The sequence below is a fragment of the Halolamina salifodinae genome, assembly GCF_017874235.1.
Lineage (GTDB): Archaea > Halobacteriota > Halobacteria > Halobacteriales > Haloferacaceae > Halolamina > Halolamina salifodinae.
Genome location: NZ_JAGGLC010000001.1, coordinates 533,190 through 548,640, shown reverse-complemented (window position 1 = coordinate 548,640; position 15,451 = coordinate 533,190). Strand labels below are relative to the sequence as shown.

The following is a 15,451-nucleotide window of genomic DNA, read 5'->3' as shown; positions in this document are numbered from 1 at the left end:
TAAGGATTTCGAAAAACCGCGACCCGGCGACGATTAGCTGACGTCCCGCTCGTCTTTGAACACGTACGTCGCGCCGTCGGTCACCACGTACGTCTTGATCAGGATCTTGCCGTCGTTCTGCTGAACCTTGTACGCCTCGCCGTAGCTGAGATCGACGCGCTTGGTGTCGCTGTAGCTCTCGCCCGACTCGAGGGTGCCCACGTCGGAGCTCCCCTCCCAGATCTTGTCGCCGCCGGTGTAGATCTCCGAGCGCACGGTCACGCCCGTCGCAGCGGAGTCCTGCTGGTTCACGATTGACGCGTCCACGACGCGACAGGTGTCCCCGCACTCGCTGATGTTCTCGATCACGAACGCGAACGGGTCCGGCTGGGAGGCAGTCGCGGTGCCGTCGCCACCTCCGCCCGATTCAGTCCCGGTCGAGTCGACGACGACGGTGTTCTCGTACGGCGTTGCCGTCGCCGTACTGTCGCCGCCGAGTCCCCCGCCGTCGCCGCCCGGCGCCGGGCCGAACCCGGTGACCAGCGCGCCGGCGATCCCACCCACGACGACCACGAGCACGGCGGCCGCGATCGCGATGTGTTTCCCCTGCATGTGTGTCTGTCCGCGGAGAGACCCCGGCCACGAAAAGGTCTGTTGGACGTTCCGTTAGGAACCCGACCGGTTCGGGGCGTTAGAGCGCAGATTTTGGGTTGGTGGGGGTTCGAACTGTGGGCTCGGGCGGATTTGAACCGCGAGGACTCGCTGCGCTCGTCCTCTGGGTTCAGAATCCTTCGACGCCACGCAGACGCCGCAGGCTCGTCGCTTCGCTCCTCACAGTTGCGGCGTCAGAAGTGGGCTCGGGCGGATTTGAACCACCGGTCTTCTCCATGTAAAGGAGACGTCATAGCCAACTAGACCACGAGCCCGTGCCCCGAATACGGCGACCCGCGCGAATAACGATTACGCAATCCGTCGCAACCCTTAGCACCCCGTAGCCCTTCGCTACAGCCGTGATCGACCGCCGTCTCGCCCTCGCAGTAGTCGTCCTCCTCGTCGGCGCCACCGTCGTCGTCACCGGCGCCAGCCCGTTCCCCGCCATCTACGACGGCGGCGGTGCCGAACGCGCGACGGTGACGTTCTCCGACGCCGAGACCGGCGACCAACTCGCCGTCGTGCAGGCCAACGTCTCGGACACGTGGGACGAGCGCTACACCGGACTGAGCAACACCGAATCCCTCGACGAGGACGGGGGGATGCTGTTCGTCCACCCGCGCGAGGGCGAACACGGCTACGTGATGCGGGACATGGACTTCCCCATCGACATGGTGTTCGTCGCCGAGAACGGCACCATCACGACTATCCACCACGCCGAGGTCCCGCCGGAGGGCGAAGAGAGCCCCACCTACGAGGGGTACGGGAAGTACGTCGTCGAACTCCCCTACGAGTACACCGTCGAGCACGGGATCGAAGTCGGCGATCAGGTCCAGATCCCCGAGGAACACCGAAACACCGACGACTGAGGGGCCCCACCACCAATCGTGAGCGAGTACGAGGCCGTCGACGCCCTCGCCGACCGCGAGGGCTGGACCGCCGAGGAGTTCGCCGCCCGCGTCCACTACCGCGGCGACGGCGACCGCTACAGCATCGAGTACTACGCACCCAGCGACTGCGTCCTCTACTGGAAGGTCAAGGGCGATGGCGAGACGGCCGTCCCGGTCGGCCGCGACACCGTCCCGGACCCCCTGCGCGCGAGGATTCGCGAGGACCTCGACGCCGCTGGCGTCGATTCCAGCGTCGAGAGCCGACCGATTTGAGGCTCGGTCTCACACCCCAAACGACCAGAAACCACTCGTCGCCCCCCTGTCGTCGAACGATACCGGCGATTTCGGCCGGCTCACCCGACCGGCAGCGTGTTTCGATTCGTAAAGTCTTTTGAGGGATGGTTCCGTCGCGGTGAACAATGTCACATCCCTCCGACGAGGACGACCCGTTCGAGGATATCCGTCAGAAGACGGATAACCCGATGCGGCGCCTGTTCGAGGAGTACGGGTGGCCCAACGCCCGCTACTTCGGCATCGGGTTCCTGGGCAGCGTCGCCGCCCGGATCCTGGACCTGCTGCCGCCACTCCTGCTCGGGATCGCCATCGACGCGATCTTCGGCCCCAGGCAGTTCGAACTGCCGCTGCTCCCCCAGCGGTTCATCCCGACCGAGACGATACCCCAGTTCTGGTTCGCGATCACCCTGCTGGGCGTGTCCTTCTTCGGCGGGTCGGCGTTCCACTGGATCAGAAACTACGGCTGGAACTCCTTCGCCCAGACGATCCAGCACACCATCCGTACCGACACGTACGACAAGATGCAGCGGCTCAACATGGACTTCTTCGCCGAGAAGCAGACCGGGGAGATGATGTCCATCCTCTCGAACGACGTGAACCGCCTCGAACGGTTCCTCAACGAGGGGATGAACTCGCTGTTCCGGCTCTCGGTGATGGTGCTGGGTATCGCCGGCATCATGCTCTGGCTCAACCCCCGGCTGGCGCTGATCGCGCTGCTGCCGGTGCCGATCATCGCCGTCATCACCTGGAAGTTCATCGACATCATCCAGCCGAAGTACGCCACCGTCCGCAAGACGGTCGGCCACCTCAACAGCCGTCTCGAGAACAACCTCGGTGGCATCAAGGTGATCAAGACGTTCAACACGGAGGGTTTCGAATCCGACCGCGTCGAGGACGTCTCCGAAGAGTACTACGACGCCAACTGGGACGCCATCGAGACGCGGATCCTGTTCTTCCCGGCGCTGCGCGTCATCGCCGGCATCGGCTTCATCATCACGTTCACCGTCGGCGGCCTCTGGGTGCTCGGCGAGGCGCCGGCGTGGATCACCGGGAGTCAGGAGACGCTGAGCGCCGGTGTGTTCACGACGTTCATCCTCTACACCCAGCGGTTCATCTGGCCGATGGCACAGTTCGGCTCGATCATCAACATGTACCAGCGGGCCCGCGCGTCCAGCGCCCGCCTGTTCGGCCTGATGGATACCCCCTCGCGCATCGTCGAGGACCCCGAGGCCGAGGCGCTGGAAGTCACCGACGGCTACGTCGAGTACGACGACGTCTCCTTCGGCTACGACGAGGAGACCATCGTCGACGACATCAACTTCGAGGTTGAGGGCGGCAACACCCTTGCGCTGGTCGGCCCGACGGGGGCCGGGAAGTCGACGGTCCTCAAACTGCTGCTGCGGATGTACGATGTCAACGAGGGAGCCATCGAGATCGACCAGCAGGACATCCGCGACGTGACCATCCCCTCGCTGCGGAGGAAACTCGGCTACGTCTCCCAGGATACGTTCATGTTCTACGGGACGGTGGCGGACAACATCGAGTACGGCACCTTCGGCGCCGACCACGAGCAGGTCGTCGAGGCCGCGAAGGCCGCCGAGGCCCACGAGTTCATCATGAACCTCCCCGAGGGCTACGAGACCGAGATCGGCGAGCGCGGGGTCAAACTCTCGGGTGGCCAGCGCCAGCGCCTCTCCATCGCGCGAGCGATCCTGAAGGACCCGGAGATCCTGATCCTCGACGAGGCGACCTCCGACGTGGACACGGAGACGGAGATGCTGATCCAGCGCTCCATCGACAAACTCACCGAGGACCGCACGACGTTCGCCATCGCCCACCGGCTGTCGACGATCAAGGACGCCGACCAGATCCTCGTGCTCGAGGACGGTGAGATCGCCGAGCGCGGCACGCACGACGAACTGATCGAGAACGACGGGCTGTACGCTCACCTCTGGGGCGTGCAGGCCGGCGAGATCGACGAACTCCCCCAGGAGTTCATCGAGCGCGCCCAGCAGCGCCACGCCGAGGCCGACGTGGACGTGGACGATAACTGATTCGGGCAAGTAGCAGTTGGTGCGGTTGCCACGGCCTTTCGCTGGGGCCGCTTTCTTTGGGTCGTCGATTTGGCTGCTAACACGACCGCGGAGTTCCCTTGACTACTTGTGACCGCACTACCCAGCACCGCGGCCACAGCCTCCCCAGCCGATTCAGTCGCTTCGCTCCCTCATCCCTCGTGCTCGGGTCGCGTCCGTCGACGCGACCGCTTCGCGCCACCGCCGGCACGGCTGCGGTGCGGTGGACGCCTCGCGCTCGCCAGTGGTCGGCGAGCGTCGCCGGACCACGTCCGGCTGGCAGACGAGCGTCGCTCGTCGACGTCACCAGAACGCGAAGCGTTCTGGTTGGCGAACGAGAGCTGCAGGCTCTCGTCAACGCGGGGGGCGGGTGCGTGGCCGACCGGAGGGAGGCCACGGAAGACCGAGCGGGGAGCGTCAGCGACCCGCGAGGGGTGGGGATTCGTGCTGTACCGTTAACGGGAGCAAATCTCCCGTTCGCCAGCCGGACGTAGTCCGGCGACGTTAACGGGAGCGAAGCTCCCGTTTGCCAGCAGGAAGGCGGCGCCTTCCTGCGACGTTGACGAGAATCTCCGATTCTCGTCTGCCAACCAGAAATCTCTGATTTCTGGTGACCGGGGTTCATCCCCGGCGCCCTGCCGTCCCAATTTGCCAACGATAGAGCTGCTGTTGCTGATGCTGTCTCAAAAAAGCGAACTACAGCCGTAGTCACTCTAGAAGCCAAAAACCGCAACTACGTACGCCCTCAGTCGTCCAGATACTCCCCGACCAGCAGGTCAACACGCTCCCGCGTCTCGTCCGGAATCGCCTCCGTCGGCGTGTTGATCGTCCCCTCCAGCGAACTGTGGCAACTGCACTCGTGGTCCTCGGGGAACGTCCGGATGGCCTCCTCGATGGCGGCCTTGATCGCCGCCTCGTTGGCGCTGGCGTTCTCGAGCACCTCCTCCAGCGTGACCTCGTGGTCCTCCTTCCAGACGTCGTAGTCGGTGACGCCGGCGAGGGTGGCGTAGCACATCTCGGCCTCGCGAGCAAGCTTTGCCTCCGGAATCGCCGTCATGCCGACGACGTCCCAGCCCTGCTCGCGGTAGAACTCCGACTCGGCCTTCGTGGAGTACTGCGGCCCCTCGATACAGACGTAGGTGCCGCCCTCGCTCACGTCGGCGTCAGCGTCAGCGTTGCTGGCCGCCGCGGCGTCGCTGAGGTGGTCGACCATCTCCGGGCAGTACGGCTGGGCGAACGGCTGGTGGACGACGATGCCGTCGCCGAAAAAGGAGAGGTCGCGGTGCTTGGTGCGGTCGTAGATCTGGTCCGGCACGACCAGCGTGCGCGGGGATAGCTCCTCGCGCAGGCTGCCGACCGCGTTGGTCGCGAGAATGTGGCTGACGCCCACCTGCTTCAGCGCGTAGATGTTCGCGCGATAGGGAAGGTTCGTGGGCGCGTGCTGGTGGTCGGGGCCGTGGCGGGGGAGGAACGCGACCTCCCGGCCAGTGTCGCCGAACTCGCCGAGGGTCACCGGCGCCGACGGCGAGCCGTAGGGGGTCTCGACGGTCACTTCGTGGGTGTTGCTGAGCGGTAGGGACTCGTAGATACCCGAGCCACCGATGAAGCCGATGGTCATACCGCCCCCTTCTGCCCGCAACGGAATAAACGGGGGCGGTTCGCCCGCAGTGCCCCGTGTTACCAGCGACGCGGTGCCGGCCCACGACCAACGCCGCACCGACTGGTCGCCGCTAAACCAGCACGTCCGACTGGAGCACCGAGATCAGTAGCGTCAGCAGCGGCACCGACAGCACCGTCGTGACGGCGACGACCGTCGAGACGAACTCCGGCGCGCTCACGCCGCCGACCTCCACGTCGTCGGCGAACTCGATCAGGAGCACCAGCGGCGTCACCGCGGCGGGCATCGCCGACTCCAGTACGTAGGTCCGGGCGACTGCCGGCTCGTCGAAGCCGACCAGCAGTGCGATACCGACCGCGAGCGCCGGGGCGATGAGCATCTTCGCGGTCGCGGCGACGCCGATCTCCGGCAGCGCGGCGCCGAAGTCGGTGTTCGCGAGCTGAATCCCCAAAATCAGGAGCATCACGGGAATCGAGGCGTCGCCGACGAGTTGGAGCGTCTCCATCGCCGTCGACCCGGCGGCGGGGACGAGATCCAGCGCGCGGGCCAGCAGGCCGAAGACGACGGCGTAGATCAGCGGGATCCGGAACACCCGTTTGACCGCGCCCAGCCCCGCGCTCCCGCCGCTTCGGGAGGCGACGTAGACGCCGATGGTGTACATCATGACTGACTGGACCGCGACGTAGAGCACCGCCACACCCCGGCCGGTCGTGCCGAAGGAGAACGCGGAGACGGGGATGCCGTAGTTGCCGGCGTTGGGGAATATCGAGACGAGCACCAGCGCCGACAGCGTCGCGGTGTCGACACCGAGCAGGCGCCCCGAGAGTTCGACGATGGCGGCCATGCCGAGCGTGAACGCGGCGATAGCCAGCGCGAGTCGGAGCAGCGTCCCGCCGCTCAGTTCCGACGCCATCAGGCTGTGCAGCACCAGCGCCGGTGCGAGCACGTAGACGACCGCGGTGTTCAGCGGGCCGGGCTCGACGTCCCGCAGCCGGCCGAGGGTGAACCCAACGGCCGCGATCAGGACGATCGGGAGGATCGCCGAAGCGAAGATCGAAAGCAGCGCCACTACCGCAGAATGGCGCTGGTGGCCTCAAGAGGGGTTCGGTTCCGGTGATCAGAGCCAGCCCTGCCGGCGGGAGTGTGCGAGCATCAGCGCCGCCACGAGCCCATTCCGAGCATCGTCGCCGGATAGCCGGCCGTCCAGCCGAGTTCGGGCATCGCGAAGGAGGTGCCCGCGAAGTTCATGCCGTAGACGCCGATGACGACCGTCAGCGGGGTGAAGACGGTCGCGCCGATGTCGTCGGAGCGCTTCACCTCCTCGTCCGCGTACACTACCACCGCGGTCAGTGAGAACGCCCGGTCAGGGAGTGAACGAACACCCCGGCGGCGTAGCCCACCAACCCGGCGAGCGACAACAGCCAGCCAGCGAGCGCTCGTCGTTGCATGCGCCGGGGTTCGCGGCCCCGTCGGTGAATCGCCCGCGGCTATGCCGTCTCCAGAAGCGTCCGCAGTCGGTCGTTCACCGCCCGCGAGGCCTCGACGTGCGCGAGGTGGCCGGCGCCTTCGATCTCGAACAGGTCGGCGTTCGGGAGGTCGTCGGCGAGTTCGTGGCCACGAGCGATCGGGCAGAGTCGGTCGTCGGTGCCGTGGACCACCAGCGTCGGCTCGGTGATCTCGTAGGGCTTCTCGATCACGAACTCCGAAAGCGCGGCGGCCTGCTTCTCCCACGAGTCGGGATCGGCGTCCTCGGCGGCGCGCCACTCGACAAACTGGGAAATCGCGTCGGCCTGCTCGTCGACGAACTCCCGGGAGAGCGCGGCCTCAAGCCCCTGCCGCAGCCCGGTCTCGTCAGTTGGCGGCGCGTACATCGGCTCGGGGTCGTAGCCGTCGCCCGAGAGCGCGGTCCCGATCAGGGTGAGCGACTGCACCCGGCCGGTGGTGCGGGCCAACTCCAGTGCGACCATGCCGCCGAGGCCGGCGCCGACGACGTGGGCCGTGCGCACGCCGTGATCCCGGAGGATCTCCACTGCGTCGGCGGCCAGCGTCTCGACGGTGCAGTCCGCGGGCGGGTCGTCCGAGCGCCCGCAGCCGCGGGTGTCGGCAACCATCGTCTCGTAGGGGCCGGCGAGGGCGGCGTGCTGCCAGCCCCACTGCCAGGCCCCCAGTCCCACGTCGCCACAGCACAGCACCGCCTCGCCGTCGCCGTCGGTCTCGTAGTAGAGCGAGACGTCGTCGTTGCTCGCGTAGGGCACACCGGGCGTTCGCGGGGATCGGTGTTTACCGTTCCGGCTATGCACAGTTTGACAGTCATCGGTAGCGTGGGTGGCACCATGCCCGAGTGTGAACGGTGTGGAACCCATCTCGAGGCCACGGGCGGGGGGCTGACGGACGCGCTCGGCCTCGCGAGCTACGATGGCTACGAGTGTGACCGCTGTGGGGTGCTGCTCTGTTCTGACTGCTACAACAAGCGGACGGTGGAGTTGGCCGGCGCCGCGCCGGATCGCTGTCCGGAGTGTGACGGGACCTTAGAGAAGCGGTAGCGGTCCCGATTCTGCGCTGATCGGTCTACCTGCTCGACGGTCACTACCGTCGCCCACGCATCCCCGACGGCGTAGGTCATCTTGTAGGCCTCGCCGTCGTACCGGACGTAGTCGGCCTCGTGCAGGGGTTCAGGGAGTGACTCCCACTTCCCGAACGGTGCGTGGTAGTCGCCCTCCGTGATCGCGGTCCGGACTTCGTCGCGGATGTCTTCCGGGAGGTCGTCGAACGCGACGACGGTCGCGTTCTCGCCCGGTGAGCCGACGGACGCCCAGATCTGGTAGGAGGCGTACAGCTCTCCCGCACGGGTGGAGATCCGGTACAGGTCGCCGTCGTACCGGACGTGCTCGTGCCTCTGGAAGGCAACGGCGTGTTCGAAGGCGTACCCCGCGGAGTCGCTCACGTACGACGTGTTCGGGACGAACTTCGCCTCCCCGTCGATGGCTGCCCGGAACGCGTCCTGCTGCTGGCTGTTCAGTTCCTCGTAGTCGACGACGCTCCTGGGTTCGACCGTGGTGGTCGGGGACTGTTCGGTCGGCGTCGCTGTCTGTGTCTCAGTTGGCGCCTCAGTCGGCGTCGACTCCGCCGTCTGAGTGACTGTCGGCGACGTGTCTGTTTCGGGTGTTCCGACGCCGCCAGTACAGCCAGCGAGGAGGAGTGCCACTGCGAGGGCAACTGTAGGGACCGATTTCTGCATACCCTCAGTCCCGTGGGATCAGTTGAAACTTTTGTGCCGTCGCCAATTCGCCGCTACTCCAACTGCTCGCGCAGCACGTCGGGCGCTTCCGCCAGCGCCTCGTCGAGGGCCCCCACGTCCGGGCCGCCGCCCTGCGCGAAGTCTGGCGGGCCGCCGCCGCCGCCGCCGACCTTGCGAGCCAGTACGCCGATGACTTCGCCGGCGTCGACGTCGACACCCTCGGGAACGCCGACGACGATCTGGGCCGACTCGTCGATGCCGGAGCCGACGACCGCGACCTTGCCGTCGTCGACCAGCGCGTTCGCGGTGGCCTGCAGTTCGTCGGCGTCGGCGTCGATGCGCTGGATCACCGCGGTCGTACCGTCGATGTCCACCTCCTCGGCGTTCTCGCCGCCGCCCGCGCGGGCTGCCGCGAGCTGTTCCGTGAGGTCCTCGATGGTCTTGCCTCGCTCCTTCCACTCGATGAAGAAGCGCTCGGCGGCGTCGGGCACCTCCTGTGGGTTCACGTCGAACGTCTCGGCGGCCTCGTAGAGGGCGTCCTCGGTGCGCTGGGTCGCCTCGACGGCGGCCTCGCCCGCGGCGAACACGAACCGCTCGACGCCGTCCTGCACGGGTTCGGTGTTCAGGATCTTGATCGCGCCCACGTCGCCAGTTCGGCTGACGTGGGTGCCGCCGCAGGCCTGCACGTCGTCGCCGACGTGGATCAGGCGGATGTTCTCTCCCGGCGGGATGCCGCCCTGATAGAGGTCGAAGCCGTGCTCGGCCTCGGCCTCGTGGCGGCCGGGCCACTCTTGGCGAATCGGCGTGTTGTCGGTCACCATCTCGTTGGCAACCCGTTCGATCTCCTTGACCTCCTCGCGGCTCACCCGGTCGTAGTGGTTCACGTCCAGCCGGGAGCTATCGACGCCCTTCTGGGCGCCGGCCTGCCGGACGTGCTCGCCGAGCACGCGCCGCGCGGCGGCGCCGACGATGTGGGTCGCGGTGTGGTGGGCCATCAGGCGCCGACGCCGCTCGGCGTCGATTTGGCCGGTGACGAACTCACCCTTGCCGGGGGATTCTTCGGTGCGGTGGAGGATCACGCCGTCACGCATCTGCACGTCGGTCACCTCGACGCTGCCGTCCTCGGAGACGAGCGTCCCGTGGTCGGCCGGCTGCCCGCCGCCCTTGGGGTAGAACATCGTCTGGTCGAGCGCCACGTCGTACCCCTCCTCGCGCTCGAGCACGTCGAGGACGACCGCCTCGAACTCCATGCGGTCCTGATCCTCGTAGTAGAGCTGTTCGGTGTCCGGGAGTTCGTCGGCGCGGTCGGCCTCCTCGTGCTCCGCCTCCAGGGCCTCCTCGGAGTCGTGGCGGGCGGCGACCAGCGAGTAGAAGTCGTCGGGTTCGTTCACTTCGGCGCCGCGCTCCTCGGCGATGTCGGCGACCATCGACGGCTGGATGCCGTGGGAGTCGTACAGTTCCAGCAGCTTCTCGGTCGGGATGGGTGTCCCGGCCTGGGCGTGCTCGTCGGCCAGCTGGCGCACCTTCCGGCCGCCGCGTTCGAGCGTCTCCTGGTACTTGCGCTCCTCGGTGCGGACGATATCGCGGATGGTCTCACGGTTCTCGTAGCCGAGCCGGTCGGCCTCGCGGTCCACCAGGTCCTCAAGGGGGACGTCGATGCCCACGTCGTCGACGAGTCGCTTGGTGCGGCGGAGCACCATCCGGGCGAGATAGCCCGTCCCGACGTTCGAGGGGACGATCTCGTCGCCGAACATGTAGGCGAGACAGCGCGCGTGGTCGGCGATGGCGTAGATGGCCTCCAGGGGCTCCATCAGTTCCTCGAGCCGACTCACGGGGACGTCCAGCCGGTCGGCGATGGTGTCCCGGGCGGCCTCCATGTCCTCGGCCTCGTCGATGTCCATGTGGCCCGCCAGCTTCGAGGCGCGGTGGACCAGATCGGCTTCCTCCTCGGTCAGGTCGATCCCGGCCTCGCCTTTGAGATACTCGATGCTTTCGGGGTAGATAGCTTCGTAGACGGTCGGGGTGCCCTGACTCATCCACGTCCAGCGCTCGATGCCGTACCCCGTGTCGACGACCCGGCGGTCCATCTCGGAGTACGTGTTGCCGTCCTTCATCTCGTACTCGCCGTCGGGGTCCTGCTCCAGCATCATGAAGACGAGCGTCGCCAGTTCGAGCCCCTTGTAGATGACCTCGAAGGCGGGGCCGGCGTTGCCGCCGCCGACCCACGGGTCCTCGATGAACGTGATTTCCTCTCGCGGGACACCCATGGAGGCGAAGAACTGCTCGCAGTACTCGACACACTGGTCCTTCCAGTAGACTTCGCCCTCGTAGGCGTAATCAGTGCCTTCGTCGGCGTTGAACGCGTGGTGGCCGCCCATCTCGAAGGCCATCGTGTGCCGGCCGGTCTTCCCGACGTTGTCGATGTCTTGCATCCGGATGCAGGGCTGGGAGACCACCAACGGGTTCGCCGGCGGCGGCGACTGCCCGCTCGTGACGTGGGGCTGGAAGTCGTAGATGGATGCCTGGGTCAACAGTACGTCGTCGCGCCAGCGGTTGGCGGCGACGGGTGCGGGGGGGACCCGTTCGTGGTCGTGCTCCTCGAAAAAGGAGAGAAACTCCTCGCGCATCTCCACCAGCGAGTACGCGTTCTCGAACCCGGGATCGTCGATAAAGCCGTAGTCCTCACAGGGGGGCTCGCCACAGGTCTCACGCTCCGTGCGGCTCCAGAAGCGGGCGCCACACGACGAACAGGTCTGGCGCTCGAACCCGTTCTCCGCGAAGTAGTCGAGACGGTACTCGCTCTCGAGCTCGCTCATTACCGGCAGTGGTCCACCGCCGGCCAAAAGGATTCCGGGGTCCGTGTGGGCTCGGGATCCCGTCTACCGAAACACATATGCGACTCTCTTACAAGATTCACAGTAGCTGTACCCACGCGTGTCACATCGTACCGATATTCTCGTCGTCGGCGACAGCCCGTGTTCCACGGCCGGCTCCCTCCTGGATCGGAATGGGTTCACCGGGTGCGTGCGAGCCCCGGCTCTGGCGCTCGCCGCCTTCGAGGAGTCCCCCCCCGACTGTCTCGTCGTCTGTGCCGCCTCGCTGCCGACGTCGCTGGCCGCGGCGGCCGCCGACGCTGGCTGTCCGGTGGTCGACTGTGCGGGCTCGACGCCCCCCGTACGGAGCGCCGCAGCCCACGGCTCGGGTGAGACCGACGCTGATGCCGATTCGCTCGCCCTGCGGGTCCGGGCGGCCGTCGACGGCACCCCGAACCGTGACCGGATCGCCCGACTCCACGAGGGCTCTGCGGAACTGATCGGGATCGAGGACCGCGAGCGGCTTCACCAGCGCGTCGTCGAAATCGGCTCGGAAGTGCTCGGCTTCGGCAACGCCGTGCTCTATCTCTACGACGGCGACAGCTTCCGGCTGGGCGCCTCGACCGACCCCGACGCCCCCGAAACCGCCGAACCCGGGTTCGGCGTCCTCTCGGAGGTGCGCCAGACCGGCGAGCCAGCCATCATCGAGGACATCGACGCCCACCCCGTCGCCGAGCAGCGTGTCGAGGGGCTGCGCTCCGGAATCGCCATCCCGTTTGGCGATGTCGGCGTGCTCGGGGCGCTCTCGCCGGATGTCGGGAGCTTCGACCAGGCCGATCTGGAGTTCGGCCAGCTACTGGCCAACCACGGCGCGCAGGTCGACGCCCGGATCCGTGCCGAGGAGAGCCTCCGGCAGCGCCAGGCCCGGATCACCCGACTCCACCGTGCGGCGCCGTCGCTGATCGACGCCGACAGCGAGTCGGCGCTGTTCGCCCGCGTCGTCGATATCGCCGAAGACGTGCTCGCGCTCGATCAGTCGGTGCTGTTCATCGCCCGGGACGGGGAGCTCACCCCCGTCGCGGGCCGGATCGACCAGATTTCGGCGATTTCGACTGACGCCGGTATTCTCGGCCGGACGTACAACGAGAACCGGTCGTTCTTGCTCGATGACGCCCGCACGAACCCCGACGCCGACCCGGCCGGCGAGTCGATCAGGTCGGCTATCTCGGTGCCGGTCGGCGACGCCGGCGTGTTTCAGGTCATCTCCGACGAGACCGGGACGTTCGACGAGAGCGACCGCGAACTCGCGGAGCTACTGGTCGGCTACGCGGAGGCGACGCTCGAACGCATCCGTTCGGAGGCCGCGCTCCGGGAGTCCCGGCGGCTGATCGAACGCCTCCACACCACGGCGATGGGGCTCGCAAGCGCCGAAACGGAGGACGAACTGCTCGACCGCGCGGTCGACGCCGCCGAGGACGTGCTTGCCCTCGATATGTGCAAGATCGACCTCCGGGAGGACGACATGCTCGTGCCGGTCGTCGAGTCCGGCGGCGTCCCACCCGAGGCGGGCCGGCCGATGCATCTCTCGGAGGGGCTGGCCGGCAAGACCGCCCGCACCGGCGAACCGTCCCTCGTCGACGATCTCGCCGCCAACCCCGACGCCGACCCGACCAACGCCTCGTTCCGCTCGGCCATCTCCGTGCCACTGGGGGATCTCGGCGTGTTTCAGGCCGTTGCGACCGAGCCAGCGGCGTTCGATCAGGAGGACGTCGACCTCGCAGAGCTACTGATGGCCCACACCGCGGTGTCGCTCCAGCGGGTGCGCGCCGAGGAGGACCTCCGGACCGAGCGTGATAGCCTCGACGCGCTGTTCGAGAACATCCCCGGTGCGGCCGTCGCCTACGAGATGATCGACGGCAAGCCGATCGTTCGCCGGGTCAACGGCGCGTTCGAGCAGACGTTCGGCCACGACGCCGACTCGGTGATCGGCGAGTCCCTCGACGAGTTCATCATCCCGTCCGACGGCGACGAGAACGCCGTGTCGTACAACGAACGCATCGCCAATGGCGAGCGCGTGCAGGCCGAAGTCGAGCGCCAGACCACAACCGGGCCCAAGCATTTCCTGCTACAGGTTACGCCCCTGGAGGTCGGCGAGGAGAGCGCGCCCGGCTACGCCATCTACTCGGACGTGACCGAGCAACGCGAGCGCGAGGCTGAACTCCGCCGGCAGAACGAGCGCCTCGACCAGTTCGCGAGCGTCGTGAGCCACGACCTCCGGAACCCGCTCAACGTCGCCGCGGGCTATCTCGAACTCGTTCGGGAGACGAGCGACGAGGCCCATCTCGACCGCGTCGAGGACGCCATCGAGCGCATGGACGACCTCGTGACGGACCTGCTGGCGCTGGCCCGTGAGGGCCGGGACGTTGGCGAGACCGAGTCGGTCGGCCTCGAGGAGATGACCCACGAGGCCTGGAGCCACGTCGCCACCGGCGACGCGTCGCTGCGCGTCGAGAGCGGCCGGGATATCGACGCCGACCCCGAGCGCCTGATCGAACTGTTCGAGAACCTCTACCGGAACAGCATCGAGCACGCCGGCGAGACGCCGACGGTCACGGTCGGCGACCTGCGGCGGCCGGCGGGCTTCTACGTCGCCGACGACGGTCCCGGGATCGACCCCGATATCGAGCCGTTCGACACGGGCGTCACGACCAGCGACGAGGGGACTGGGTTCGGCCTCCCCATCGTCCAGAGCATCGCCGAGGCCCACGGCTGGTCGGTGTCGGCGACGGCGAGCGAGGAGGGCGGCGCGCGCTTCGAGTTCGTGACCGATTAGGTCTCGGCCATCGCCGTTCGCACGGAGTCGATTGCCTGCTCGATGTCGTCGTCGGTCACGTCCCAGTTCGTGGTGAAGCGGACGGTGGTCTCGCTGAACGCGACCGCGAGCACGCCGTGCTGTTCGATCTGGCCGACGAACTCCTCGGCGTTCAGCCCCGTGTCGGCCACGTCGGCGACGACGATGTTGCTGTCGGGCGCGGTCGTCTCGATGCCGTCGATCTGGCCGAGGTCTTCGGCGATCCGGGCGGCGCGCCGGTGGTCGTCGGCGAGGTGCTCGCGGTTCTCCAGTGCCAGCAGGCCCGGCGCGGCGATGATGCCGGCCTGGCGCATCCCGCCGCCGAACAGCTTTCGGACGCGGCGTGCGCGGTCGATGAACGCCTGATCGCCGACGAGCATGGAACCGACAGGGGCGCCGAGCCCCTTCGAGAGACAGAACATCACGCTGTCGACGTTCTCCGCGAGCGCGGCGGCGTCGGTGGAAAGCGCCTCGGCGGCGTTGAACAGGCGCGCGCCGTCGAGGTGGACCGGCACGTCGTGTTCGTGGGCGACTTCGGCCGCGGCGTCGATCTCTTCTTTCGGGACGGCGACACCGCCACGATAGTTGTGGGTGTTCTCCAGACAGAACAGCCCCGTGCCGGCCTCGTGGAGGCCTTCCTCGACGATACCCCCCTCGACCTGCTCAGGTGTGGGCGCGCCGGAGTCGCCGAAGTCAAGCAGGCGTGTCTGCAGGCTGCTGAGTTGGGCGACGGCGCCGAGTTCCCACTTGAGGACGTGGGCGTGCTCGTCGGCCAGTAGCTCCTGCCCGCGGTCGGTGTGGGCCCGGATGGCGACTTGGTTGCCCATCGTCCCGCTGGGGACGAACAGGCCGGCCTCCTTCCCGAGGATTTCGGCGGCGCGGCGCTCGAGTTCGTTGACGCTCGGATCGTCGCGGTAGACGTCGTCGCCGACCTCGGCGTTCTTGGCGGCGTCCCGCATCGCGTCGGACGGTCTGGTGACGGTGTCGGAGCGCAGGTCTACAACCATGGTGGTGGCTGGGAGAGGGGGAGGAATAAGGAAACCGG

At 67.4% G+C, this 15,451-nt stretch carries 12 protein-coding genes and 1 tRNA gene; 4 read left to right on the top strand and 9 right to left on the bottom strand.

Annotated elements, in window-relative coordinates; genetic code table 11:
• Positions 1 to 33: 33 nt before the first annotated feature.
• The gene (locus J2753_RS02885) at positions 34 to 591 is read right to left on the bottom strand and encodes a hypothetical protein (RefSeq protein WP_209490282.1); all 558 of its coding nucleotides are present in this window, start codon (positions 589 to 591) and stop codon (positions 34 to 36) included.
• A 240-nt stretch (positions 592 to 831) separates the two neighbouring features.
• Positions 832 to 905 (bottom strand) — tRNA-Val (locus J2753_RS02880).
• An 84-nt stretch (positions 906 to 989) separates the two neighbouring features.
• On the opposite strand from J2753_RS02880, the gene J2753_RS02875 reads away from it, so the two are divergent.
• The 3 genes from J2753_RS02875 (at position 990) to J2753_RS02865 (ending at position 3,868) form a co-directional block, all read left to right on the top strand.
• A complete protein-coding gene (locus J2753_RS02875) occupies positions 990 to 1,499 on the top strand; it encodes a DUF192 domain-containing protein (protein WP_209490280.1) in 510 nt (169 codons plus the stop codon).
• Positions 1,500 to 1,517: 18 nt separating this feature from the next.
• Positions 1,518 to 1,793: a DUF7538 family protein gene (locus J2753_RS02870; RefSeq protein ID WP_209490278.1), complete on the top strand. Its 276-nt coding sequence runs from the start codon at positions 1,518 to 1,520 to the stop codon at positions 1,791 to 1,793.
• A 146-nt stretch (positions 1,794 to 1,939) separates the two neighbouring features.
• Positions 1,940 to 3,868, top strand: a complete 1,929-nt coding sequence (locus J2753_RS02865) for an ABC transporter ATP-binding protein (protein ID WP_209490276.1) — start codon at positions 1,940 to 1,942, stop codon at positions 3,866 to 3,868.
• 763 nt (positions 3,869 to 4,631) lie between these two features.
• On the opposite strand, the gene mtnP is transcribed toward J2753_RS02865, so the two are convergent.
• The 6 genes from mtnP to alaS form a co-directional block, all read right to left on the bottom strand.
• Positions 4,632 to 5,504 carry an S-methyl-5'-thioadenosine phosphorylase gene (gene mtnP / locus J2753_RS02860; protein WP_209490274.1) on the bottom strand — a complete coding sequence of 291 codons (873 nt, stop codon included), beginning with the start codon at positions 5,502 to 5,504 and terminating at the stop codon, positions 4,632 to 4,634.
• Between the two features lie 112 nt (positions 5,505 to 5,616).
• On the bottom strand, positions 5,617 to 6,573 hold the full coding sequence (locus J2753_RS02855; protein WP_209490272.1) for an AEC family transporter: 957 nt from the start codon (positions 6,571 to 6,573) through the stop codon (positions 5,617 to 5,619).
• Positions 6,574 to 6,656: 83 nt separating this feature from the next.
• Positions 6,657 to 6,839 (bottom strand): CorA family divalent cation transporter, encoded by a 183-nt coding sequence (locus tag J2753_RS14615; RefSeq protein ID WP_321168773.1) that lies wholly within the window; start codon positions 6,837 to 6,839, stop codon positions 6,657 to 6,659.
• Positions 6,840 to 6,991: 152 nt separating this feature from the next.
• A complete protein-coding gene (locus J2753_RS02845; protein WP_209490270.1) occupies positions 6,992 to 7,759 on the bottom strand; it encodes an alpha/beta fold hydrolase in 768 nt (255 codons plus the stop codon).
• 206 nt (positions 7,760 to 7,965) lie between these two features.
• Positions 7,966 to 8,742: a hypothetical protein gene (locus J2753_RS02840; protein WP_209490269.1), complete on the bottom strand. Its 777-nt coding sequence runs from the start codon at positions 8,740 to 8,742 to the stop codon at positions 7,966 to 7,968.
• Positions 8,743 to 8,795: 53 nt separating this feature from the next.
• Positions 8,796 to 11,558 (bottom strand): alanine--tRNA ligase, encoded by a 2,763-nt coding sequence (gene alaS, locus J2753_RS02835; protein ID WP_209490267.1) that lies wholly within the window; start codon positions 11,556 to 11,558, stop codon positions 8,796 to 8,798.
• A gap of 208 nt (positions 11,559 to 11,766) precedes the next feature.
• Here alaS and J2753_RS02830 point away from each other — a divergent pair, with 208 nt between their 5' ends.
• Positions 11,767 to 14,388, top strand: a complete 2,622-nt coding sequence (locus J2753_RS02830) for a GAF domain-containing protein (RefSeq protein ID WP_209490265.1) — start codon at positions 11,767 to 11,769, stop codon at positions 14,386 to 14,388.
• Here J2753_RS02830 and J2753_RS02825 read toward each other — a convergent pair.
• A complete protein-coding gene (locus tag J2753_RS02825) occupies positions 14,385 to 15,413 on the bottom strand; it encodes a threonine aldolase family protein (RefSeq protein WP_209490263.1) in 1,029 nt (342 codons plus the stop codon). The two genes, J2753_RS02830 and J2753_RS02825, sit on opposite strands and share 4 nt — an antisense overlap.
• Positions 15,414 to 15,451: the final 38 nt, after the last annotated feature.